Origin of the sequence: Thermus sediminis (assembly GCF_003426945.1) — a bacterium.
Classification (GTDB): Bacteria; Deinococcota; Deinococci; order Deinococcales; family Thermaceae; genus Thermus; species Thermus sediminis.
On record NZ_QURO01000004.1, the window covers coordinates 263,580 to 286,158 of the forward strand.

Sequence of the window (22,579 nt, forward strand, 5' to 3'; positions counted from 1 at the left end):
GTGCGGGCAGGAGGAGACCAGGATGCCAGGGATCTTCTACAGCCAGGGCCAGGACCACTACGCCTTGGACCCGGATCTGAAAGTGGTTTTAGACACTTTTGCTCCGGGCCAGCCCCAGGAGGAGCTCTCCGCCTTCGGCAGGCTCGTAGGGGAGGAGGTGCTAGAGGTGGCCCACCACATCGACCAGCTCTCCCCACCCCGCCTCCAGATGCACGACCCCGATGGAAACCGCATAGACCGGGCTTGGATCTCCCCTGCCCAAAGGGCCGTATTGGAAAGGCTCAGGTCCATGGTCCGCCCCGCCTACGAGGGCCGGGGCTGGCCCCTCCATTACGCCATGGGCTACCTCCTGGCGGACGGTGGACTTTACTGCATCCTTACCATCACCCACCAGGTGGCCTACGCCCTCCACAAGTACGCCCCGGAGTGGGAAGGGGTGAAGCGGGACCTCCTCTACGGGAGGGCCTTTGGGGCCACCTGGATGACGGAGATCCAAGGGGGAAGCGACCTGGGGGCGAACCGCACCCTAGCCAGGAGGGAGGGGGAGGCCTACCGGCTTTACCACGGGGACAAGTACTTCGCCTCGGGGGCGGGGCTTGCGGACTGGGCCCTGGTCACCGCCCGGCCGGAAGGCGCCCCGGAGGGCCCCAAGGGGCTCGCCCTTTTCCTCCTCCCCCGGGAGGTGGAGGGAGGGCTCAACTTCCGGGTGCGCCGCTTCAAGGAAAAGCTCGCCACCCGGGCCGTGCCCTCGGGGGAGGTGGAGCTAGAAGGGAGCCTCGCCCACCTTATCGGCAAACCCGAGGAGGGGATCTACTACACCCTGGAAACCCTCACCGTGGCCCGCCTGGCCAACGCCGCAGCCGCCATGGGCCTCGCCAAGAAGGCCCACCTGGAGACCCTCTTCCGGGTGCGCCGCCGCATGGCCTTCGGCAAAAGGCTCCTGGACCACGACCTCGTCCGGCACGACCTCCTAGAGATGCGCCTAAGGCAGGTGGCGGGCACCGCCCTGGCCTTCCTGGCCGTGGCCCAGTTTGACCGGGTCTGGGAGGAAAGGCCCCCCTACTCCCCGGCCTACCACCTGGCCCGCCTCCTCTCCCACCTGGCCAAGGGGCGCACCGCCGAGCACGCCGCCCAGGTCACCGGGCTTGCCATGGAGCTCTTTGGCGGGCTCGGTTTCTTGGAGGAGTACGGGGTGGCCCGCTTCCACCGGGAAGCCCTCATCACCCCCATCTGGGAGGGCCCGGCCAACATCCAAGCCCTGGACATGCTGGAGGCCGTGGCCAAGAAAAGGGCCCACGAGCCCCTTCTGGAGATGCTCCAGGCCACCCCCCTAGCCCTAAAGGCGGCGGAAGGGGCCCTGAGGCGCCTGGAGGAGGAGGGCCCCTGGCACGCCAAGGAGGCCCTAAGGCGCCTTTCGGACGCCCTCAGCGTCCACGCCCTTTCGGCCATGGGGGAGCCCTACGGAGAGATGGCCCGGCTCTACGCCCGCCGCTTCCTGGAGGGGGAAAGCCTCCCCAAGGAGGCGGCAAGGCCCGAGCTTTACGACCCCTGGTGGAGCCTCTCGTAGAGGAGCTCTAGGTCCTCGGGGCGGAAGCGGGCGGTGTACCCCTTGGGGGGGAGGGGCTCTTGGTAGAAGAACTCGGGGAGGCGATCCTCCTCGTGGGTGAAGCCCGCCAGGTGGTTGAAGCGGTGCTCCAGCCTAAGGACCCCCTCTCCCAGCTCCCGCCAGAAGTCCGGGGTGAGGCGGGTACCCAAAGCGGCGTTCACCGCCTCGGCCACGAAGGTCGTCTCCTTGTTGGTGACGCTTCCCCCAAAGACGCAAAGCCCCAGGGAATCGTTGGCGGCGGCGTTCACCTGGGCGGTGTAGCTGGCCTCCAGGATCCCCTCCACCCCCATGGCCCGGGTCTCCAGCCTGGGGGCGTTCCCAGCCGTGTGGTCCGCCCCCTGGGCGGTGACCATCATGGTCACCCCCGTGGCCTCCACCACCCGGGGGTCGTAGGCGGAGATGGCCTGACGCTTGACGACAGGCACGCGCTCAACCCCCAAGGCCTCTCCCAGCCGGGCCGTGCCCTGGGCCAGGAGGCGGGCCTCCTCGCCATCCCCGTAAAGGGACCTGAGCTTGGCCTCCATGAAGGCGTAGTCCCCCCAGTCCGCCAAGCCCTTCTCCATGAAGAGGGCCAGGCTGGCCCCAGCCTCGATGGTGTCTATGCCCAGGTCATTGGCCAGGCGGTTGAGGCAGGCAAGCCGGTCGGGGTCGGTGAGCCCACAATTGGTGCCCAGGAGGCCGATGGTCTCGTACTCCAAAGGGGAGACCACCTCCTCCCCCCTTTCGTCTACAATCACGTTGGAGCACTGGATCACGCATCCCGGCATGCAGGCGTGGGTGTGCTTGCCGCCCCGGCCTTTGTTGAGGGGGGCGATGTACTGTCCCCCCATGCGGAACGCCTCCGGAGGGGCGAGCCTGCCCTGGCGGAAGTTGCGCACGGGCAGGCCCCCGAAGACGTTCTGGAAGTCCGCCATCCCCATGGTGCCGATGGCGTTGTAGAACTTCATGACCAGGGGGTCCTCCCGGAGGAGCCGGGCGTAGCGGCGGACGCCTTCCAGCACCTTGGGCTTGTCGTGAACCTCCGCCTTCCCCAAAACCTCCACCACGATGGCCTTGACCCGCTTCAGGCCCATGACCGCTCCCACGCCCCCCCGGGCCGCCAGGCGGGAGGGGCGGCCGTCTACGTCGGAAAAGGCGATGCCGGATAGGAGGCCCAGGTACTCCCCCACGGGGCCTAAGAGGGCGAAGGCGATCCTTTCCCCGTAGGCGGCGAAGAGCTTCTTTGCGGCGGCGAAGTTGCCGAGGCCCAGGAGGTCCCCTGCGGGGTCAAAGAAGACCTCCCCCGCCTTGGTGAGGCGGAGGACCACCCAGTCGGGGCTTTGGCCCTCGAGGACCAGGTAGGCCAGCTTGAGCTGTCCCAGGGCGTAGCCGAAGGTGCCCCCACCGTTGGCCTCCTTGATGCCTAGGGTAAGGGGGCTTCGGGTGCCCACGCTGGTGCGGTTGGCGTTGGAGAACCCCGTGCCTGCAAGGGGCCCCACGGCGAAGACCAGGGGGTTTTCCGGGGAAAGGGGGTCAAAACGGTGGGCCTCCCGCTCCAAAAGGACCTTCCCCGTGCGGTACCGCCCCCCAAAGGCCACCTCCTCCGGCGACACTTCGTTCCAGTAGGCCTTTCTTCCCTTCAGATCAAGCTGTAAAGACCGCCACACCGTCCACCTCCACGCGCACCACCCGGGTTTCCTCCGGGTGACGGAAGGGATCCCGGTCAAAGGCTACCAGGTCTGCCGCATGCCCCGGCCAGAGCCGAGCAGGGGGCAGGGCGCTGGCCTCAGGCTGAGCGTAGTAGAAAAGGGCCCGCTCCAAAGGGAGGCCCCTTCCTGTTAGGGGGCGGCCTGCAGCCAGGGCCCCTTTGAGGGGGCTCACCTCTAGCACCACCGGGGCATCGGAGGAAAAGGCCAGGGAGAGCCCCGCCCGCTCCATGCGGACAAGCTGATAGCACCAGGGCAGGAACTCGGGGGGAAGGTAGCGGAGGAAGTTTTCCCTGAGCTCGTCCAGAAAGATGGGCTGGGGCACCGCCCAGACCCCCAGGGCCCGGGCCAGGGCCAAGGCCTTGGGGCTGGGCAGGCCGAAGTGCTCCAGGCGATGCCGGGTGGGCAGGGGCCTGGCCCTGTAGAGGCGGCGGTAGGCCTTGAGAACCTCGAGGATGGCCACATCCCCAATGGCGTGGGTGGCGATAAAAAAGCCCTTCTCGTGGGCGGGGAGGGCCAGCTCAAAAAGCTCCTCCGCCCTGAGGCGCAAGACCCCTTGCCCGCTCATCTCCCGGTAAGGACGGCTCACGGCCGCCGAGGCGCCGGAAAGGCCCCCATCGGCGAAGAACTTGACCCCGGCGATGACCAGGCGCTCCGAGCGGTAGGGCTCGGGCAAAGGGTAGGTGGCCTCCTCCCCATCGGGACGCACTACGGCCAGGACGCTCACCCGCATGGGGAGGCGGCCCTCCTGGTCCAGGCGGCGGTAGGCGGCGAGGAGCAGGGGATCGGCCCCGGGCTCTAGGGCCGAGGTGATCCCGTGAGACAAAAGGTGCCTGGCCCCGGCCAGGATGTAGCGCTGGTAGTCATCCACGGTGCGCCTGGGCAAGGCCCTTTCCAGGAGACCATGGGCCCGTTCCAGGAGCAGACCGTCCCAATAGCGGATCTCGCCCCCAGGGGGGCTTGGAGTATCCGGGCCGATACCGGCGGCCTCCAGGGCCCTGGTGTTGGCCGCGTGAATGTGGGCGCAGGTGCGGGTGAGGACCACGGGGCGGCGGGGAAGGACGCTGTCCAAAAAGGCCCGGTTAGGCCAGGCCCCGAGGCGGACCTCGTTCCAGCCCCGCCCTAGGAGCCAGGCTCCAGGAGGAAGAAGGCGGTCCCGCTCCTGCAAGAGTTTCCCCAAGGCCTCGAGGCTTCCCACACCCCTGAGGTCCAGAAGATCGGTGAGGAGCTGTCCCACCTTCCAGATGTGCACGTGGGCATCGTGGAAACCGGGTAGGATGGCCTCCCCCTCCCCGCGCCCCGGCTCCAGGCCCGCCACCCGCCCTTCTCTCACCCAAAGGGCCCGGTGGGGCCGGAACCGTCCCCAGGCATCAGGAACGTACACCCAGCCCACCACCCGCCTCACCAGCCCACCTCCGGGTTCCGCCAGACCACGAAGACCCCGTAGCCCAGGCAGGAGGGGTCCTTGAGGTAGTCGGGGATGATGCCGTAGACCCGGTAGCCCCGCCGAAGCTGCACGGAGAGGACCGGGTCGGTGAGCTCCCCCCGGACCACCCGGTGGACGTACTCCTCAATGGGCATCTCCTTGGCGTAAAGGTGGTAGCCCTTGGGCATGCTCCCCGCCACGTGGCCCTTGAGCCTCAGGCGGCGCACCAGGTCTTGCCGCGCCCGGTAGAGAAGCTTGGAAAGCCCCAGGCCCCGATACTCTGGCAAAACGCCGATGTCCGCCCCGTAAAGCCAGTCCCCTTCCGGGTCGTGGTTGGTGAGCCAGTTGCCCGCCACGGCCTCTATATAGCGGTGCTGGTAGTGGTGGAAGTCCACCCGGGTGCGGAAGTCCGTGGAGCAGGCCACCACCTTGCCCGTGGCCAGTTCCACCACTGCGTGCTGTCCTTCCGGGAAGATCCTCATGTGGGAAAGGTAGTGCTCCCGGGTCATGCGCTCCTCCCGGGAGAGGGTGGGGAAGCTCTTCTCCTGGATTTCCTCCAGGGTCTCCGCCATCCAGGGCTCCGAACTCACCACGACGAAACGCCTATCCCCGAGGAGCTCAGGCGAAGGTAGCATACACCTCCTGGATGTTCTCCCGGACCACATGCAGGGCTTCTTCCAACATGTCCAACGGGATGTCCAAGGGGGGTAGGAAGCGGAGGGCGTTGGAGTAAAGGCCGGCACGAATGGTGATCACCCCCTTCTCGGCGTTCTTACGCACGAGCTCCAGGACAAATTCCGGCCAGGGCTCCTTGGTGTTGGGGTCCTTGACGAACTCCAGGGCCATCATGGCCCCCAGGCCCCGCACGTCCCCCAGGGCGGGGACCTCACCCTTCAGGGGTTCAAAGACCTCCCGCACCTTGGCCTCTATGGCCCGGGCCCGGTCCAGGAAGCCCGGAGACTCCAGGATTCTGAGGGCCTCGAGGGCCGCCACCGCTGCCAGGGGATTCCCCCCATAGGTACTCCCCACCCCACCCACGTGGGGGGCGTCCATAACCTCCGCCCTTCCCGTCACGGCGCTGATAGGCATTCCAGCTCCCAGGCTCTTGGCGGAGATGAGGAGATCCGGCACCACGCCGCTATGCTCAATGGCCCACATCCGCCCGGTGCGCCCCGAGCCCGACTGCACCTCATCCACTACCAAAAGGGCTCCGGTGCGGTCAGCGATCTCCCGGAGTTTGCGCAAAAAGGCAAAGGGAACAGGGATGAACCCCCCCTCCCCCAGAACCGGCTCTATGACGATGGCCGCCAGGGCGCTCCCATCTATGTGGCCGATAAGGGCGTTTTCCAGGTTCCAAAGAGACCACTCCAGGTACTCCTCCTCCGTCATGCCCCTAGGGGTACGGTACAGGTTGGGCACGGGCAGGCGGTAGACCTCGGGAGCGAAGGGTCCAAACCCCTTCTTGAAGAGGGCGTACTTGGAGGTCATGGCCATGGTAAGGTTGGTGCGGCCGTGGTAGGCCCCCTCGAAGACCATGACCGCCGCCCTGCCCGTGTAGGCCCGGGCCAGCTTGACCGCGTTCTCCACTGCCTCGGCTCCGCCGTTGGCCAGGAGGGTCTTGGCGGGACCAGGCCCGGGAAAGAGGCGGTTCAGGGCCTCGGCCAGGGCCACGTAGGGCTCGTAGTTGGCCACGATGGCGCACATGTGGATCAGGCATTCCGCCTGGGCCTTGACGGCCTCCACCACGGCCTCGGGGGTGTGGCCCACGGCCAGGGCCCCGATGCCCCCAGCCAGGTCAATGAGGACATTTCCGTCCACGTCCTCCACCAAGGCCCCGTGAGCCCGGACCACGGCGATGGGGTTGGCCTGGGCCAAGGCGCGAGTAACCGCCCGGGCCCGCCTCTCCTGCAAGGCCCTGCTCTTGGGACCGGGAATAGGGGTTTTGATCCGAATGTGGCCCATGTTCACCTGCTCTTCACCGCGGTCCAAACCTCGTCATAGATGCGGTTGTCCCTGCCCAGGTCCAGGATGTACTCTAGGCGCCGCATGGCCTCGGGCGAAGGGTAGATGGCGGGGTTCCTTCGGTCTTTGGGGTTGATGTAGGGCAAAGCCGCCTTGTTAGGGGTGGCGAAGCGGTTAAAGTTGGAGAGCTGGGCCCCCACCTTGGGGTCTAGGATGAAGTTGATGAAGCGGTGGGCCCCCTCGGGATTCGGGGCCCTGGCGGGAATCATCATGGAGTCGACCCACAAGGTGGCCCCCTCCTGGGGAATGGCGAAGGCCACTCTGCTAGGGTTCTCGTCCGCCGCCTTTATTGCATCCCCGTTGTAGACCACGGCGTAGGTGGCAGCCCCCGCCACCACCCGGTTCTTGCCCCCCACGCCGCCCTCAAACCCCAGGAAGTAGCGGCTTCTCTTGGCCTGGAGGAGCACCTGCCCTGCCCGCTGCACCTCCATGCGGTTTTTGGTGTTCACCGAGTAGCCCAGGTACTTGAGAACGTTGCCCAGCATCTCCCTGGGCGAGTCCATGAGGATGAAGGGGGCTTTGGGCTCCTTGAAGAGAACCGCCCAGCTTCTGGGCTCCGGCACCCGGTCCTTGCGGTAGATGAGCCCAGTAGTGCCCCACTGGTAGGCGGCGGAGTAACGGTTGCCGGGGTCAAAGGGAGGGTTTTTAAACCTATCGTCCAGGTTCTTCAGGTTGGGGATTTTGGCGTGGTCCAGGGGGCGGACCAACTTCAGCTGGATGAGGGAGGGAACGTAGAAGTCCGAGGGAAAAATGAGGTCGTACTGTCCCACCCCGCCCGCCCGAAGCTTGGCGATGAGCTCCTCGTTGGACTCGTAGAGGTCTACCCGCACCCTGAGGCCCGTCTCTTTGCTGAAGGCCTCGAGGATAGCAGGGTCTATGTACTCTGACCAGATGAAAAGCCGAAGCTCCTTCTGGGCCAAGCCCGGGGTTAAGAAAACCGCCAAAATCACCAGAATCCCTCTCATGCCGACCTCCTTGTCAAGCGCTCTGCGCCTAGAACCAAGACCACGGTGAGGAGAAAGACCAGGGTGGAAACCGCATGGATCTCCGGGGTGATGCCCCTGCGGGTGGAGGCGTAAATGATAAGGGGCAGGGTCTGGCTGGTGGGGCCCGCGGTGAAGAAGCTGATAACGAAGTCGTCCAGGGAGAGGGTAAAGGCCAGCATAGCCCCGGCTACGATGCCAGGGGCGAGGAGGGGAAGGAGGACCCGCCGCACATACGTGGGATAGGTGGCGTAGAGGTCCCAAGCGGCCTCATCCAGCTCCCGTGGCAGGCTCCGCAGACGGCTCCCCACCACCAAGGCCACAAAGGCCACCTGAAAGGTCACGTGCCCGATGACCATAGTGAGAAGCCCCGGCTCAAAGAGGCTGAAAACCGCCCTCAGAAAGCCAAAGGCCACCACCAAGGCCGCGGCCAGGATCAGGTCAGGGGTCACCACGGGCAGGTAGAGGAGGTTTTCCAGAAAGCTCCTGAACCCCTGGCCCCAGGGGTGGCGCTCCAACCCTAAGGCGAACAGGGTGCCCAGGAAAGTGGATAGGAGGGTAGAGAGGATGGCCAGGAGAAAAGTGTTGCGGGTGGCCTCGAGGATGGCCTCATTCTGCAGAAGGCGCAGGTACCAGTCCAGGGTAAACCCTTCCCAAGAGAGGCCGTGGCGGGCCTTGTTGAAGGAAAAGATGGCCACGGCCAACATGGGGAGGTATAGAAAGGCCAAGGAACCCAAGGCCACCGCCCGCACCCAGAGGGAAACCCTCACGCGAGGTTCACCTCCTTCCCATAGCGGCGGTAAAGGCGCAGGGCCACCAGGGTGAGCAGGATGAGGACCAGGCTCAAGGCGGCCCCATAGGGCCAGTCCCGCATGGTGTAGAAGGCCTGCTGGATTAGGTTGCCCACCAAAAGGTTCTTAGCCCCCCCCAGGAGGTCGGGCACCACAAACATGCCCATAGCCGGGATAAAGGTGAGGATCACCCCCACGGTAAGGCCGGAGAGAGTTTGGGGCAAAACGCCGTGGAAAAAGGCACGCCAGGGACTGCTGTAGAGGTCCTGGGCCGCCTCCACGAAGCTCATGTCCAGTCGCTCCACGCTAGCGTAAAGGGGCAGGACCATGAAGGGCAAAAAGGCGCTCACCATGCCCACGTAGACGGCGAAAGCACTGGGAAAAAGAGCCATACCGGGCTCCGCCAAGCCAAGGGCGGAGAGGAAGCGGGCCAAGGGCATCTCGGGGGCCAGGAGGAGCTGCCAGGCGTAGGTGCGGATCACCAGATTGGTCCAGAACGGGATAAGGACCAGGGCCAGGAAAAGGTAGCGGCGGCTAGCCGGCTGGGCGCGGATAAAGAAGGCGATGGGATAGGCGAGGAACACGCAGATCAGCGTAGTCCAGAAAGCCATCCAGAGGGTGCGGAGGAGGGCTATGAGGTTGTCTAGGCTGAAGCCCAAAACCCCAAAGCCCAGAAGTCTTTGGTAGTTCTCCAGGCTGAAGGTCCAGACCACCTCGCCAAAGGCCCCCCGCTCGGCGAAGGAAAGGGGGACTAGGAGAAGGCCCGGGAGCACCAAGAAAATCAGGAGCCAGAGGAATCCGGGAAAAAGGAGAAGAAGCCCTCGCCGCGCCAGGCTCGAGGCCGTGGTAAGCTCCCCGTACCAAACGAGAACCCTACCCATCCAGGACCACCAACCCCTCTACGGGCACCCTCACGAAGACCTCCTCCCCAGGGGCCAGCCTCAGGGTAGTCCGCACCCGAAGAACGGGCTCCAGGAAAGCCTCCAGATAGGCCCCCCGGTAGACCACCTCCCGCACCCGAGCCAAGAGGCCGCCTGAAAAGGCCTCTTTGGATACCTGCACCTTCTCTGGACGCACGGCGAGAAGACCCTCAGCCCAGGGCACCCTCAAGGGGAAGAAACCCAAGGGGGTCTCCACCCCCTCCCCCACCCGCCGGGCCGGGATCAGGTTGGCCACCCCCAAAAACTCCGCTGCGAACCGGGTCCGAGGCCGTTCGTATACCTCCTCGGGCGTGCCCACCTGGAGGAGGTTTCCCGCCTCCATGACCCCGATACGGTCGGAGACGGCCATAGCCTCCTCTTGGTCGTGGGTAACCAGGATGAAGGTGGCCCCGAGCCGCCTCTGCAGGTTGCGAAGCTCCACCTGCACCTCGGCGCGGAGTTTCGCGTCCAAGGCGCTCGTGGGCTCGTCCAGAAGGAGCACCTCGGGCTCGTTAACCAGGGCTCGGGCTAGGGCTACCCGCTGCTTCTGTCCCCCGGAGAGCTGGTGGGGGTAGCGATGGACAAAGCTCTCTAGCCTTAGAAGCCCGAGGGCGTACTCCACCCGGGTGCGCACCTCGCTTTCGGGAAAGCGGCGGCTCCGGAGACCAAAGGCCACATTTTCATAAACGGTCAGGTGGGGAAAGAGGGCGTAGTTCTGGAAGACGGTGTTCACGGGCCGCCTATAGGCGGGAAGGGGTGTAATGTCCTGTCCCTGCAAGACCACCCTCCCCTCATCGGGCACCTCAAAGCCTCCCACGATACGCAGGAGGGTGGTTTTCCCGCACCCGGAAGGCCCCAGGAGGGTGAAGAACTCCCCAGGGCGCACCTCTAGGGAAACCCCTTTTAGCACCTCGTGGTCCCCAAAGCGCTTGATTAGATTCTCAAGAGCCAACCCAGCTTCCTTCGCCTCTTCCACTTTGGTGGTCATCCTAACCCCGGCCCGACGCACACCGCCTCCTCCAAAAAATTCCATACAGTAAGTCATTCCCAAGGAGCCAGGCCCTTTTGCGAGGCGGAGTCTCGCCCCAATAGGAAAAGCTCCATACCATCCAGTGAATCTGGTCCAGTCTAGCTTTGAACACCCCCACCTGCACCGGCCTCAGACGCGGTGTGTTCATAGGCTAGCCTCTAGGGCCTCCTCCATTCGCCTAAGCCCCTCTTGGGCCTCTTCCAGAGAGGCTACCAAGGGAACCAGGATCCTTAAGACGTTGCCGTACATCCCCGCCTTGAGGAGGATGAGACCCCGATCCCTGGCCGCCTCCAGCACCGCCTGGGCAAGCTCTGGGGCAGGCTCCTTGCTTTTCCGGTCCCGCACCAGCTCCAGGGCCACCATGGGCCCCAGGCCCCGCACCTCCCCCACCTGGAGGAAGCGCTCCTGAAAACGCAAAAGCCCATCCCAAAGGACCTTGGCCAAAACTTCCGCTCGATCCAAAAGGCCCTCTTCGGCAAAGACATCCAACACCGCAAGCCCGGCGGCGCAGGCCAGGGGGTTGCCCGCGTAGGTCCCCCCCAGGCCCCCGGGCATAGGAGCGTCCATGACCTCGGCCCGCCCCACCACCCCCGAAAGGGGAAGCCCCGCGGCCACGCTTTTGGCGAAGGTGAGGAGATCCGGCACCACCCCGCTATGCTCAATGGCCCACATCCGCCCGGTGCGGCCAAAGCCGGACTGAATCTCATCAGCCACTAGGAGGATACCGTGGGCCTCGGTGATCCGGCGCACCTCCTTTAGGTACGCAGGCGACAGAGGAATAAATCCGCCCTCGCCCAGGATGGGTTCCAGGATCAAGGCGGCCACCCGCTCCGGGTCCACCTGGGTGCGGAAAAGCTCTTCGAGGCCCTCCACGGCCAGGCCATCGGAAACCCCCCGGTAAGGGTAGGGGGCGGGGGCGTGGTAGACCTCGGGGGCGAAGGGGCCGAAGTTCTGCTTGTAGTAGGAAGCCTTCCCCGTGAGGGACATGCCCAGGAGGGTGCGGCCGTGGAAGCTGTGGGTGAGGGCTACCACTGCTGGCCTGCCCGTATACGCCCGGGCGACCTTGACCGCGTTCTCTACCGCCTCCGCCCCCGTGGTAAGGAAGATGGCCTTCTTAGGAAAAGCCCCGGGAGAAACCTGGGCCAGGCGCTCCGCCAGGCGTACGTAGGCCTCGTAGGGGGTCACCTGGAAGCAGGTGTGGGTGAAGTGCTCTAGCTGGGCCCGCACCGCCTGAAGGACCCTCGGGTGGCCATGGCCCACGTTCATGACCCCAATGCCCCCGGCGAAGTCCAGATACTCCCGGCCGTCCACGTCCCAAAGCCGTACCCCCTTGGCCCGGGCCACGAAAATAGGGTGGGCCTGGGCCACCCCTCTCGGGACGTAGCGCTCTCGCAGTTGCCAAAGGGCTTGGTTGCGCCATGGGGTTTCGAGCACCTCGCCTCCTTTGAGACCGAAAGTTACGCCAAACCCCCGGCCCCTTCAATGTCATGGAAAGACAAAGTCCGGCGCTCTAATTGGTTTGAAGTGACCAAATCCGGGCGGCCAGCTCCAGGAGAAAGCGGTTATCGGGATCCTCCAGGGAGAGTCCCAACCGCTCCTCTAGCCGCTTCAAGCGGTAGCGCAGGGTGTTAGGGTGGACCCCCAAAGTCCTGGCCGCCTCCTGGAAGCGGAACCCCGCCCAAACCCAGGCCAGCAAGGCTTCCCGCTCCCTCCTAGGCAGCGGGCGAAGGATGTCTAAAAGCTCTTGGCGGGACTCGGGGTCCCCAAGAAGGAAGCGAGGGACCAGATGATCCTCGTAAAGGTAGACTCCCTCTTGGGCGAAAACCCGAAGGCGTTCCACCTCTGCCAAGGCCTGGACTAGGCGGTCCAGCGGGTGGGGGCGGGAGAAGTGGAGAGGCCAAGGACGGCCCAGGCTTTGGAAAAAGGCTTTGGGATCAAATACCTCAGGCAGAAGGAAGCGTAACTGGTTTAGGCTCAAGGAAACCACGGGCCTCACCCCTGAAGCCGCCAGGAAGTCCTTCACCTCCCCCAAAGCCCGTTCCCGCTCCTGGAAGCCTCTTTCAGAAAGGGGAAGGCTCAGGGGAAGGTGAGCGACGCCCAAGCGGTACCGCTTTTCCAGGTCCAGGCCAAAGGCCCGCACCCGCTCCAGGGTGAGGGCCTCCTGCCGCCCCTCCAAAAGGGCATCCAAAAAGGCGTATCCAAGCCTGGCCTCCCGCTCGGCCAGGGCCCGCTCATGGGCAAGGATAAGCCCGGCTACCAGGGCGGCGTTTTCCAAGGCCCGAGCCTCTACCTCCTCTGCTGTCCCCTCTAGGACCAGATACCCAGCCGGCCCCCGACCCAAGGGCACGGGCACGGAAAACCCTTCCCCAGGAACCTCGCTCCAGCGGACCTCCTTTCCCATGAGGCGGGAAAGCTGGGCCAGAAAAGAGGCCAAGTCTTCCCGCTCCAAGAGGGCGGCCATCAGGGCTCGGTGCAGGGTCTGGGCCCTCTTCTGCACCTCCAGCTGCTGGGCCAGAAGCCGCCTTAGAACCTCCTCGCTTACCTGAGCAAAGGGTATCTCCCAAGGAAGCTCCAGCACCGCCACCCCCGCCTGAGCCAGGACGGAAAGGACGGGTTCGGGAAAAGCTTCAAAGAACTGGGGCACCGCCAAGGCGATGGCGGCGGGCTCCGCTACTGCAAGCTCCTGGGCGAAGCGCCTCAGAGCCGAGGTTTCCCGGGGCCAAGCGTACCCAGTGGTGAGGACAAGCTGCCCAGGCCGAACCCAAGGAGCAGGCTCGGGCAGGTCCACCACGTGAACCCAGCTCACCCGCCTCCCTGGGTCCCCGGCCAAGAGGCGGGCCCGGGCAAGGGAAGGAAGCTGTAAAAGCTCGGCCAAGGGAAGGCCCGGCATTACCCCCCCACCTGACGCACCAAAAGCCCCCTCAGGCGGTTCACCGCCCCCCCAAGCTCCAGGGGGCGCACGAAGGCCAGCTCCGGGGCCTCCTCCAAGGCGAAGAGGTCCTCCACCTCCAAGGCCCTTTCCACCAGGGCCTTTAGGGGGGTCCTGCCGTCCGCGAGGCCCTGGAGGCGGCGAAAAAGGGCCCCCAGGAGGCGCACCTGGGCGTTCTCATGGAGGTCCAGGGCGGAGAGGTCCACCACCTCCTCCCCGTAAAGGAGCTCCTTTACGCCCCGGCCCTTGACCCGTTCCCGGCTTCCCCGCCTAGGGTCAAAGCTTTCGGGCAGGGGGGCCCGGGGCATGACCCTAAAGGGATACCGGGGCTCGCCGTAGCGGCGGCCCGTGGGGTGGCCCCGGGCTATGGCCCTGGCCTCCCCCGTCACCTCCTTGGGGATGTACTCCTCCATGAGGACCACGGTGTCCGCCAGGTCCAGGTAGTCCCCCACGCCCCCCACCACCAGGACCAGGCTCACGCCCAGGACCTTAAAGTCCCCCACCCGGTCCAGGAGGGGGGTGAGGGTCTCCCGCCGCACCAGGGCCTGCATGCGGGCGTCCCGCACCAGGAGGTTGGTGGCCGAGGTGTCCTCGTCCAGGAGGAGGGTCCGGGCCCCAAGCTCCAAGGCCTCCAGGATGGCCGCCGCCAGGCTGGTGGAGCCCGAGGCGTCCTCGGTGGAGAAGCGGGCCGTGTCCTGGCCCAAGGGGAGGTCGTGGACAAAGGGCCTGAGGTCCACCCCCTTGACGCTCCTCCCGTCCTCGGACTGGACCCTTTGGGCCAGGGCCTCGGTCACCACCCACTCCCGCCCGTCCCCGGGAACGTGGGGGTGGACCCCGTGGACCAGGGCCTCGAGGAGGGTGGTCTTCCCGTGGAACCCGCCCCCGGTGATGAGGGTGAGGCCCCGGGGAAGCCCCATGCCCAGGACCTCTCCCCGGTGGGGGACCTGGAAGCGGACCCGGAGGGAAGGGGGGCTTTGGAAGGGGATGGCCCCCTTGAGGGGCCTCTGGCTCACCCCGCTTTCCCGGGGGAGGATGGCCCCCTCCCCCACGAAGGCCACGAGGCCCCTTTCGGGAAGCCGCTCCTGGATGTGGGCGAAGTCCTCCGCCTGGCGCACGTGGGCCAGGAGGACCCCCCGGTCCAGGTCCTCCAGAAAGCCCCTAAGGTGCCCCTCCAGGGCCCCAAAGAGCCTCGCCGCCTCCTTGCCCAGGATGCGCCGCCCTTGGGCGGGAAGCCCTAGGCGGAAGCGCAAGGAGAGCCCTTCCCCCAAGTGGGCCCCGGCCCGCTTCAGGACCTTGGGGCTCTCCACGGCCACATGAACCTCCCCCGAGTGGCCGCTTCCTCCGATCCGGGGGAGGGCCTTTAGGCGGGCCTTGAGGCTCCTTAGGAGGAAGTCCTCCAGGGCGATCTGGCCCTCGGGGCGGGCATAAACCCTAAGCCCCGCCACCCTCCCCTCGGGGTAGCGCACCTCCAGGACGCTGGGGGTGGCGAAGGGGTCCCCTTGGACATGGACGAAGCGGAGGGTAAACCCCTCCCCCTGCCACAGGCCCCTCAGGTCCTTGTAGAAGGGGTAGGGCCGGCCCTCCAGGGAGGCCAGAAGGGCCAGGAGGTCGCCGTAGCGCCGCACCTAGCCCACCTCCACCCCCGCCCGCCTAAGGGCCCGGCCCAGGCGCTCCACCCCTTCCCGGAACTCCTCCTCCCGGATGGTGAGGGGCGGGGCCAGGATGAGGACGTTGTGCTTGGCGAAGAGGTAGACCCCCTCCTGGAGGAGGGCCTTGAGGAGGGCCTGCATGGGGGGGCTATAGGGGGCGTGCCAGGGGGAAAGGGGTTCTTTGGTGGCCCGGTCCCGCACCAGCTCCACCCCATAGAAGGCCCCAACCCCCCGCACCTCCCCCACCCAGGGATGGGCCTCCAGAGACCTTAGGGCCTCGAGGAAAACGGGCTCAAGCCGCCCTACCCTTGCAAAGACCCCCTCCTCCCGGTAGGCCTCGAGGGCCGCTAGGCCCGCGGCCACAGCCAGGGGGTGGCCGGAGTAGGTGTGCCCCGTGGGCAGGGGGACCTCGTCAAAGGCCTGGGCCAGCCCCTCCCGCACCAGGACCCCGCCTAGGGGCACGTAGGCCCCCGTCACCCCCTTGGCGAAGGTGATGAGGTCCGGCACGACCCCAAGGCGCAGGGCGGCGAAGCCCGTCCCCACCCGGCCAAACCCCGTCATGACCTCGTCAAAGACCAGAAGGATCCCATACCGGTCGCAGATCTCCCGCACCCCCTTCAGGTAGCCCTCGGGGTAGACGATGACCCCGTTGGAGCCCACCACCGGCTCCAGAAAGAGGGCGGCCACCCGCCTGGGGTCCTCGTGGAGGAGGACCCGTTCCAGGTGGTCTAGGGCCCTCTGGGTCTCCTCCCTGGGGTCCTCGGTGTAGAAGGGGCTCCGGTAGGGGTAGGGGGCGAAGAAGTGGACCACCCCGGGGATGGCGGGCTCGGCGGGCCACCTGCGGTTCTCCCCGGTGAGGGCGGCGGCGCCATGGGTGGCCCCGTGGAAGGAGCGGTAGGCGGAAAGGACCTTGGGGCGCCCCGTGAGGTGGCGGACGAACTTGAGGGCATCCTCATTGGCCTCGGCGCCCGAGGGGGTGAAGAAGACCCGGGCCCCCTCGGGCCAGGGGGCAAGGTCGGAGAGGGCCTTGGCCAAGAGGGCCCTCTTGTCGTGGAAGAGGCTTGGGGCGGCGTAGGCCAGGGTGGCCGCCTGCTCGGCGATGGCCCGGACCATCCTGGGGTGGGCGTGGCCCAGATTGGCCGCCACCAGGCCCGAGGAAAGGTCCAGGTACCGCCCCCCTTGGGCGTCGTAGAGCCAGACCCCCTCCCCCCGGACCACGAGGGGCGGGTCCAGGGACCCCTGGGGAAGCCAGGGGGTGAGGACGTGCCGCCTGTGGAGGGCCTTGAGGTCCATGGCGGGGATTATACGCCAAGACCCTCACCGCCAGTGCCCGGAAGCCCGCACAGGGACTCCTCCAGCCTGCCCCCCGTTCCACACCCCCCAGGATTCCCCCAAAGACGGGTTCTCGCCAGAAGCTCCCCATCTCAAAGGAACGCTTTTGGAGGCGGAAGGTCTCCCCCGTGGTCGGTTCACGGGCGTGGGTCTGGTCGGAGAATGAGGTTGGTCCGGGAGTGGCGCATCCAAAGCATCGGACTCCTCACCCTGCCTCAGCGGCGGCCAAAGAGGGGAATACCTAAAGGTTCCTTACGCCTTGCCGCGGGAAGGACCCGTGGGAGGCCTCCAGGAAAAGGGTACCCGCCAAGTGTGGAACCAATCCCACCCCACGGCCCATGGCCACGAGAAGCATTTCCATCTGCCGTTGCCAAGTTTCCCGCAGTCATTCTAAGTACCTGGCCACACGGCTTTGGCCCTGGAAGGGATTCGCCCTCTGTACCTGCCAAGAAGCCCCGGTTTCCCAGACCCGAAGCCCCTAGGCCTAGGCTGGCACCCCCTCAGGCCTCCCGGCGCAGTGGTGGCGTCTCCCCCAAGGGGACCGGAAAGGGCCATGGCGTTGAGGTAAATGTTCTCCACTTGGAGGGCCCCCTCCCCTTTGGCCGCTGGGAAGACTGGGGAGGGAGGCTCTCCCCCCTGGGCGCCGGTCAGACCCCAGGAACTCCAGGAAGCGGAGGAGGCCCCCCATCGGCCAGGACCACCTTCCACCCCCCGGGCAGATCCAAGGCGAAGCCGTGGAGACGGTCCGTCACCCCCTCCGCGTGCCCCCGGCAGAGGAGGGCTCCGAAAAGGCCCAAAACCCTGGGAAAGGGTTCCACCGCCAGCGGGGTCTCCACAGGCGCCACCCCCCGGGGCAGAAGGGCGCCATCCGTGAGGAAGCCCACGGAGAGGACCACGCCCACGGCCCCTGCGACCCCTGCCTCTGGCCGGACCCCACCTACGCCGAGGCCATCGCCAAAGAGCTTTGCCCCCTGGATCCCGCAGGGTCTCCACCGAGGCCCTGGACGATGAAGCCCGAAGCTATCTGGACCTTCTGGAGGGCAACCTGAGGGCCCTTTGCCCATAATGGGGGCATGGGCTTCAAGGAGATCTTCGGCGCCCTTCCCGAGGCCAGCGCCCAGGCTCCGGGACGGGTCAACCTCTTGGGCGAGCACACGGACTACCAGGAGGGCTACGTCCTCCCCACCCCCCTCCCCCACTGCACCCAGGTGGAGGCAGGAAGGGCCGAGGGCCGGGTGGAGGCCTACAGCGAGAACTTCAAGGAGCTTCGCGCCAGGCCCCTCACAAGCCCCCCCCAAGGGGACTTCCTGGACTACCTCCTGGGGGTCGTCTGGGCCCTTAGGGAGGCGGGGCATGGGGTGCCCGGGGCCCGGTTCTACGTGCGGAGCCAGGTGCCCATGGGGGCGGGGCTTTCCAGCTCCGCGGCCCTCGAGGTGGCGGCCCTCAAGGCCCTGAGGCTTCTTTACCGTTTACCCCTCTCTGACCGGGAGGTGGCCCTGCTGGCCCAAAAGGCCGAGGTGGATTACGTGGGCGTGCGTTGCGGCATCATGGACCAGATGGCGGCGAGCCTTGGCGAGGCGGGCAAGGCCCTCTTCCTGGACACCCGCACCCTGGCCCACGAGAACCTCCCCCTCCCCCCGGGAACCCGGGTGGCCGTCCTGGACCTGGGCCTGGGCCGCCGCCTGGCGGAAGCCGGCTACAATGAGCGGCGCCGGGAGGCCGAGGAGGCGGCGAGGCGGCTTGGGGTGCGGGCCTTAAGGGACGTGGCCGACCTCTGCCTGGTGGAAAGCCTCCCCTCCCCCCTGGACCGGCGGGCCCGGCACATCGTAGGGGAGAACCTCAGGGTCCTAAGGGGCGTGGAGGCCCTAAGGCGGGGGGACGCCCGGGCCTTCGGGGAGCTCATGACCCAAAGCCACCGCTCCCTGGCCCAAGACTACGAGGTGAGCCTCCCCGAGCTGGACGCCCTGGTGGAGGAGGCCCTAAAGGCGGGGGCCCTGGGGGCCAAGCTCACGGGGGCGGGGTTTGGGGGAGCGGTGGTGGCCCTGGTGGAGGCCCCCCGCTACGCCGCCTTCCAGGAGGCCCTAAAGGCCCGCTTTCCCAGCCTAAGGACCCTCTAGCTCCGGCGAAGCCTCCGCGTAAGGCCTCACCAGGCCGTAACCTAGGCCCGTCTTGGCCCCCAACCCGCTAAAGAAGGCGAAGCGGCCCAGGGCGGTAAGCCAAAGGGCCTCCTCCTCCGTGGCCCTGGGAAGGTGGTAGACCACCCGGCCCACGAAGCCCACGGTGTCCACCTCCGCCCGGGCCATCCGGGTCCTCCCCTCCAGGAAGCGCACCGTGGTCCGTTCCAAAAGGCCCTCCCGCACCCCCTCGGGAGCCCTCAAGGGCCCGAAGGCTTCCAGCCTGCGCAGGAGGCTTTCCAGGACCAGGCGCGGCTCAGGAAGGGGGTACTGGACCCCCTTCCGCCGGAAGAAGGTGGGGGTGTGGAAGCGCAGGGGCAGGTTGGGGCTTCCCGGCCCCTGGAAAAGGCGGGGGTAGGTGGTGAGGCCCGCCCAGGGGTGGCCTTCCTGCAAGACGGCCCTCACCCGGTAGGGCCTGCCCAGGCGCACCTCCTGGCCCTCGAGGCCAAAGAGCTTTGGGGAAAGCCGGGCGTAGAGCTCCTCCTTAAGGAGGCTCACCCGGGCCCAAGGCTGGCCCCTCCAGACCCCGAAGCCCAGGGCGAAGGGGTTCTCCCCTTGGTCGTGCACCTCGGGAAAGGCCTCCTTGAGGAGGGTGTAGAAGAAGCCCCGGAGGCCCAGGGGCTCAGGCGTCCCCTCCCCTTCCAGCACCAGGACCATGGCGGCCAGGACCATTCTCTCCTTCCTCCGCTCTGCCAGTTCAGAAAAGCCTCTTGGAAACCTTCTGCCAGGGCCCCTATTAGCTTGGGCCAGCACGGGGTGGTATCAGAACCCCAGGGGCACGGGCTCCAGGCTCACGCCCAAGAGGCGGCTACCCTTCAGCCTGGCCTCGAGGTCCTGAAGGAGCTCCCCCACAAGCTCCTTCAGGGGCTTGATCTGCCCTTTCTTGGGCACGTCCAACCCGTGGATGAGGAGGGAGGAGTTCCTGGCCTGCAGGACGCCCACCAGGCCCTGGAGCTTGTCCAAGCCCTTCCGGGAGAGGAGGGGGTCCTCAAGGGCCCGAAGGAGGGCAAGGAGATGCAAGAGGCCCAGCTTTCGGGGAAGCTCCACCTCCGCCTCCGGCTTTCGGGTAAGCTCCGCGAGGGCCTTCCGCAGCCGGGCCTCCTCCTCCGGGGTGAGGTCCGGCTCCTCGGCCCTCCGTCCGTAAAGGGAAAAGAGCCTCTCCTGGAGGAGGAGCTCCAGGGCGCGGTAGGCGTAGAGGGCCGCCAGAACCGGCCTCTCCTCCCTTTCCGAAAGGAGCCTTAGGGAGCGGGCCAGGCCATACACGCCCTCCCTCCTCCCCAGGTCCTGGGTCTCCAGGAAGTGGCTAACAGCCTCCAAAAGGTCCACCTGGCTTCGCAAGGAAGCTCGGTTTTGGTTGAGCGGGTGGTCCAGCCAGGCATTCTCAGAAAGGCGAACCAAAAGGCTCTTGCCCTTCTTTTGGGCCTCGGCGAAGTCCAGGGCGCGCCAGGCGGCGTACATCTCCACCAGCTCTTTGTAAAGACTCCAGTGCAGATTACCCGTCCCTCCGACCATCTCCCCGAAGTAGGCCGCCGCCCGGGGGAACTCCTCCTTTTGGTAAAACTCTTTGGCGAAGAGGGCATCCACCTCTCCCAAGGCCTCGTGGGGGTCCTTAAGGATAACGAGCTTCTCCGTCCCGGCTTTAGGACGCCTGAGCTCGGGGTCATAGTCCTCGTTGTCCACGTAGACCACCCGCACCTTGGGGTAAAAGCGCCGGAAGAAGAAGCCCACCGCCGCCAGGCCCGCGCTCATGGCCTTGGTGCCGCTCGTGAGGTCCAGGGCCAAGGACACATCCCCGTGCTCGTCCAAAAGCCGCTTCACCTCCCGGTAGATGGCGGTCACGTCGCTCTTGCCCACCTGCACGGCCTGGATGGCCCTACCCGTGTCTGCCCGTAGGCGCTCCAGATGCTGGGCGCTTTCCTTCGTGTGGAGCACGTAGACCCGCCCGGCCCCCGTGCCCAGGATGGCCAGGATGGTGGCCTCGGGGCTGGTACCCAGGGTGTGCACGGACACGGCGAAGGTCTTCCGGTCCGGGTAGACCTCGGGGGCCTCCCGCCACTTGGCCAGGAGGTGGGGCCAGACCATCTCCTGGTACAGGCCCTCGCGATCGCCGCCAGCGCGGACAGCCTGTTTGTAGGTTTCCCAGAGGGTTTGCAGGTCCTCAGGCATGGAACCTCCCCACCATCCAGCCTAACGGCAATCCATCCCGAGGGTTTTGGCTTCCCACGGTCTTCCTGGTCTTGGGCTCCTGGGCCTCAGGGTGGTCCTCGGGAAGGAGAAGGGCAAGCCTTAGGGAAAGGCGGCCCGAGCCAAAGCCCACCCTCAGGGGGAAGACCTCCGGGTCCTCCAGGCGAGAAAAGAGCTCCTCGTAGACCTTGAGAGCGTTTTTAAGCCCGTGGTCCTCGGCGAAGTCCCGCTCCCACTCCGCCACGCGCCCGTAGTATTCCCGCAGGGCCCTCACCAAGGCTTCTGGAGGGATGGGCATGGACACCCCCCTGTGGCGGCTTAAGCCCCCGTGGTAGCGGAAGCCCAGGGTGAAGCGGCTCCCCTTGCGGAAGGTCTCCGCCAGGAGGACCAGGCCCGTGGTGTCCTTCTTTGGGTGGAATACCCCAATGCGGTTCAAGAAGGTCTCCTGGGGGGCGGAATCCGTGAGGCGCACCGCCCGGAAGGGGTCCCGGTAGAGGTCAGGCCTCCCATTCCCGGCGTATCCAAGCACCACGGCTTCAAAAGCTTGATTTTGCTCTTGATTTTTCTTGGGCTTCAGGGCCCGGGGAGGATAGATGCGGACCTCCTCCTGAGCTCGCCTTGGCCGCAAACGCCAGGCTCCTCCGTCAAACTCCGCCACCTGGTCCCCTTCCACCAACACCTGGAAGAGCCAGGCGGTGCGCAGGGCCCCCTTGACGCTGGAACCCGGCAGGTACGGGCCTAAGGGGGAATAAGGAAGGGGCCGGTACTCCAAAAGGGCCTCTTCCGTAGCCTTCTGGATGGTATTCAAGAAGGCCGTGCTGGCGGGGAGGGTTCGGACCACGGCCTCCTGAGGGAGCTGACCCTCCTGGTAGAGGTAGCGCAGGACCTCCTGGGCCGCCTTGGGGCCTTGGGCCACCTTTTCCAGGTACTGGCGCCGCCTGGCCTCAGGCAGGGCGAGGAGAAGGGTGCCGGGGTCCAGCAGGTGGACCTCCTTCTTCTGGAAATCGGGTACGTAGGCGTAGGCGGGATAGGTCTCCCCCGTACCCACATGCACGGGGCTTAGGGCCTCGAGCTCCAAGCGAAAGGCTTCCAGAAAGCTCATACCCTCACCCCCAAGGGGAAAACCCCCAGGAACTCCCATACCCTGGCCCCTGCCTCAGGGGGCTCCTCGGGGGTGGTGTCCAGAAGGAGGTCCTTGGCCTCCCGGTACACGCTCCCCTCCCTGGTGCGGAAGTAGGGGCTCTTGAAGGGCCTGGCCCCCACGTACCCGCCACCCAGGCGGCCCCAGTGGGGCTCCAGCTCGTAGTAAAGGGCCCCCTCCAGGGGGCCAGGGGCCAAGGTGGCGTAGGCGTTGGCCCCTTGGGCCTCGGGGAGCTCCGCCCCAAAGGGGCCCTCCACCCTAAAACGCCCCAGGCCCACGCTGGCCCCTCCGCCAAAGCCCATCTCCCCCACAAAGGCGAGTGCGTCCCGCAGTTCAAAGGGGGGCTCCCCCATCATGTAGAGGGCGTAGGGGGTCCTGGGGTCGGGAAAGAGGAGCTCCTGGGTGAAGAGGATGCCCCTTCTGGCCGCCCCCGTGGCCCGCTCTATGCCCACCCGGCTCCGGCGGAGGCGCCGGGGCTCAGGCGGCGCCTTGGGGCCCTGCACCTCCGGGGATTCCAAAAGGGCCTCCTCCCCCTTCTCGGCTACCTTCTGAAAGGTTTCCAGGGTAATGAGCCTCAGGTTTTTCAAGGCCTTGCGGAGCACCGTGTCCTCCACCTGGACCGGGGGGACCTTGGGCCTGGGGAGCCAGCCCTCGGGGTACACGCTGGAAAGGCGGAAGGGGGGTCCTGGCGAAAGCGCTCCAAAAGG

19 protein-coding genes are annotated in these 22,579 nt (G+C 66.5%); 2 read left to right on the forward strand and 17 right to left on the reverse strand.

The features are described from left to right. The first annotated feature begins 22 nt into the window (after positions 1-22). Positions 23-1,567 (forward strand): acyl-CoA dehydrogenase family protein, encoded by a 1,545-nt coding sequence (locus ATI37_RS02100; protein WP_117236900.1) that lies wholly within the window; start codon positions 23-25, stop codon positions 1,565-1,567. Here ATI37_RS02100 and ATI37_RS02105 read toward each other — a convergent pair. The 13 genes from ATI37_RS02105 to ATI37_RS11560 all read right to left on the reverse strand — a co-directional run bounded on the left by ATI37_RS02105 (position 1,540) and on the right by ATI37_RS11560 (position 17,275). Further along, positions 1,540-3,252, reverse strand: coding sequence for an aldehyde ferredoxin oxidoreductase C-terminal domain-containing protein (locus ATI37_RS02105; RefSeq protein ID WP_117236901.1), 1,713 nt, complete (start codon positions 3,250-3,252; stop codon positions 1,540-1,542). The genes ATI37_RS02100 and ATI37_RS02105 overlap by 28 nt on opposite strands. After that, positions 3,230-4,696, reverse strand: coding sequence for an amidohydrolase (locus ATI37_RS02110; RefSeq protein ID WP_117236902.1), 1,467 nt, complete (start codon positions 4,694-4,696; stop codon positions 3,230-3,232). Before ATI37_RS02110 ends, ATI37_RS02105 begins: the two co-directional genes overlap by 23 nt. Then, positions 4,693-5,352 carry a GNAT family N-acetyltransferase gene (locus ATI37_RS02115; protein WP_117236903.1) on the reverse strand — a complete coding sequence of 220 codons (660 nt, stop codon included), beginning with the start codon at positions 5,350-5,352 and terminating at the stop codon, positions 4,693-4,695. The genes ATI37_RS02110 and ATI37_RS02115 overlap by 4 nt, the downstream gene beginning before the upstream one ends. After that, positions 5,336-6,679 (reverse strand): aspartate aminotransferase family protein, encoded by a 1,344-nt coding sequence (locus ATI37_RS02120; protein WP_117236904.1) that lies wholly within the window; start codon positions 6,677-6,679, stop codon positions 5,336-5,338. The genes ATI37_RS02115 and ATI37_RS02120 overlap by 17 nt, the downstream gene beginning before the upstream one ends. 2 nt (positions 6,680-6,681) lie before the next feature. Further along, entirely contained in the window at positions 6,682-7,704 is a 1,023-nt protein-coding gene (locus tag ATI37_RS02125; protein WP_117236905.1) for a polyamine ABC transporter substrate-binding protein, read from the reverse strand. After that, entirely contained in the window at positions 7,701-8,429 is a 729-nt protein-coding gene (locus ATI37_RS02130; protein WP_408646675.1) for an ABC transporter permease, read from the reverse strand. Before ATI37_RS02130 ends, ATI37_RS02125 begins: the two co-directional genes overlap by 4 nt. Before the next feature lie 59 nt (positions 8,430-8,488). Next, entirely contained in the window at positions 8,489-9,394 is a 906-nt protein-coding gene (locus tag ATI37_RS02135) for an ABC transporter permease (RefSeq protein WP_117236907.1), read from the reverse strand. After that, positions 9,387-10,421 (reverse strand): ABC transporter ATP-binding protein, encoded by a 1,035-nt coding sequence (locus ATI37_RS02140; protein ID WP_117236908.1) that lies wholly within the window; start codon positions 10,419-10,421, stop codon positions 9,387-9,389. Before ATI37_RS02140 ends, ATI37_RS02135 begins: the two co-directional genes overlap by 8 nt. Before the next feature lie 186 nt (positions 10,422-10,607). Next, on the reverse strand, positions 10,608-11,897 hold the full coding sequence (gene gabT, locus ATI37_RS02145; protein WP_117236909.1) for a 4-aminobutyrate--2-oxoglutarate transaminase: 1,290 nt from the start codon (positions 11,895-11,897) through the stop codon (positions 10,608-10,610). Between the two features lie 76 nt (positions 11,898-11,973). Continuing rightward, the gene (locus ATI37_RS02150) at positions 11,974-13,353 is read right to left on the reverse strand and encodes a PucR family transcriptional regulator (RefSeq protein ID WP_117236910.1); all 1,380 of its coding nucleotides are present in this window, start codon (positions 13,351-13,353) and stop codon (positions 11,974-11,976) included. After that, positions 13,353-15,017, reverse strand: coding sequence for an ABC-ATPase domain-containing protein (locus ATI37_RS02155; protein ID WP_117236911.1), 1,665 nt, complete (start codon positions 15,015-15,017; stop codon positions 13,353-13,355). Before ATI37_RS02155 ends, ATI37_RS02150 begins: the two co-directional genes overlap by 1 nt. Continuing rightward, a complete protein-coding gene (locus ATI37_RS02160; protein ID WP_117236912.1) occupies positions 15,018-16,334 on the reverse strand; it encodes an aminotransferase class III-fold pyridoxal phosphate-dependent enzyme in 1,317 nt (438 codons plus the stop codon). Between the two features lie 686 nt (positions 16,335-17,020). Next, positions 17,021-17,275, reverse strand: a complete 255-nt coding sequence (locus ATI37_RS11560) for a hypothetical protein (RefSeq protein WP_157969072.1) — start codon at positions 17,273-17,275, stop codon at positions 17,021-17,023. A gap of 171 nt (positions 17,276-17,446) precedes the next feature. Here ATI37_RS11560 and galK point away from each other — a divergent pair, with 171 nt between their 5' ends. After that, the gene (gene galK, locus ATI37_RS02170) at positions 17,447-18,490 is read left to right on the forward strand and encodes a galactokinase (RefSeq protein WP_117236913.1); all 1,044 of its coding nucleotides are present in this window, start codon (positions 17,447-17,449) and stop codon (positions 18,488-18,490) included. On the opposite strand, the gene cas6 is transcribed toward galK, so the two are convergent. The 4 genes from cas6 to csm4 form a co-directional block, all read right to left on the reverse strand. Beyond that, a complete protein-coding gene (gene cas6, locus ATI37_RS02175) occupies positions 18,476-19,219 on the reverse strand; it encodes a CRISPR system precrRNA processing endoribonuclease RAMP protein Cas6 (protein WP_117236914.1) in 744 nt (247 codons plus the stop codon). The genes galK and cas6 overlap by 15 nt on opposite strands. 90 nt (positions 19,220-19,309) lie before the next feature. Continuing rightward, positions 19,310-20,713, reverse strand: coding sequence for a TIGR02710 family CRISPR-associated CARF protein (locus ATI37_RS02180; protein WP_117236915.1), 1,404 nt, complete (start codon positions 20,711-20,713; stop codon positions 19,310-19,312). Then, entirely contained in the window at positions 20,706-21,833 is a 1,128-nt protein-coding gene (gene csm5 / locus ATI37_RS02185; protein WP_198665487.1) for a type III-A CRISPR-associated RAMP protein Csm5, read from the reverse strand. The genes ATI37_RS02180 and csm5 overlap by 8 nt, the downstream gene beginning before the upstream one ends. Further along, the gene (gene csm4, locus ATI37_RS02190) at positions 21,830-22,534 is read right to left on the reverse strand and encodes a type III-A CRISPR-associated RAMP protein Csm4 (RefSeq protein ID WP_232822418.1); all 705 of its coding nucleotides are present in this window, start codon (positions 22,532-22,534) and stop codon (positions 21,830-21,832) included. Before csm4 ends, csm5 begins: the two co-directional genes overlap by 4 nt. Positions 22,535-22,579: the final 45 nt, after the last annotated feature.

What these genes read in the sequence shown, in the direction of transcription:
- ATI37_RS02100 (WP_117236900.1), top strand. Translation starts at nt 23, where the DNA reads ATGCCAGGGATCTTCTACAGCCAGGGCCAGGACCACTACGCCTTGGAC.
- ATI37_RS02115 (WP_117236903.1), bottom strand. Translation starts at nt 5,352, where the DNA reads ATGCTACCTTCGCCTGAGCTCCTCGGGGATAGGCGTTTCGTCGTGGTG.
- ATI37_RS02120 (WP_117236904.1), bottom strand. Translation starts at nt 6,679, where the DNA reads ATGGGCCACATTCGGATCAAAACCCCTATTCCCGGTCCCAAGAGCAGG.
- ATI37_RS02125 (WP_117236905.1), bottom strand. Translation starts at nt 7,704, where the DNA reads ATGAGAGGGATTCTGGTGATTTTGGCGGTTTTCTTAACCCCGGGCTTG.
- ATI37_RS02130 (WP_408646675.1), bottom strand. Translation starts at nt 8,429, where the DNA reads ATGTTGGCCGTGGCCATCTTTTCCTTCAACAAGGCCCGCCACGGCCTC.
- ATI37_RS02135 (WP_117236907.1), bottom strand. Translation starts at nt 9,394, where the DNA reads ATGGGTAGGGTTCTCGTTTGGTACGGGGAGCTTACCACGGCCTCGAGC.
- ATI37_RS02140 (WP_117236908.1), bottom strand. Translation starts at nt 10,421, where the DNA reads ATGACCACCAAAGTGGAAGAGGCGAAGGAAGCTGGGTTGGCTCTTGAG.
- ATI37_RS02150 (WP_117236910.1), bottom strand. Translation starts at nt 13,353, where the DNA reads ATGCCGGGCCTTCCCTTGGCCGAGCTTTTACAGCTTCCTTCCCTTGCC.
- ATI37_RS02160 (WP_117236912.1), bottom strand. Translation starts at nt 16,334, where the DNA reads ATGGACCTCAAGGCCCTCCACAGGCGGCACGTCCTCACCCCCTGGCTT.
- galK (WP_117236913.1), top strand. Translation starts at nt 17,447, where the DNA reads ATGGGCTTCAAGGAGATCTTCGGCGCCCTTCCCGAGGCCAGCGCCCAG.
- cas6 (WP_117236914.1), bottom strand. Translation starts at nt 19,219, where the DNA reads ATGGTCCTGGCCGCCATGGTCCTGGTGCTGGAAGGGGAGGGGACGCCT.
- ATI37_RS02180 (WP_117236915.1), bottom strand. Translation starts at nt 20,713, where the DNA reads ATGCCTGAGGACCTGCAAACCCTCTGGGAAACCTACAAACAGGCTGTC.
- csm5 (WP_198665487.1), bottom strand. Translation starts at nt 21,833, where the DNA reads ATGAGCTTTCTGGAAGCCTTTCGCTTGGAGCTCGAGGCCCTAAGCCCC.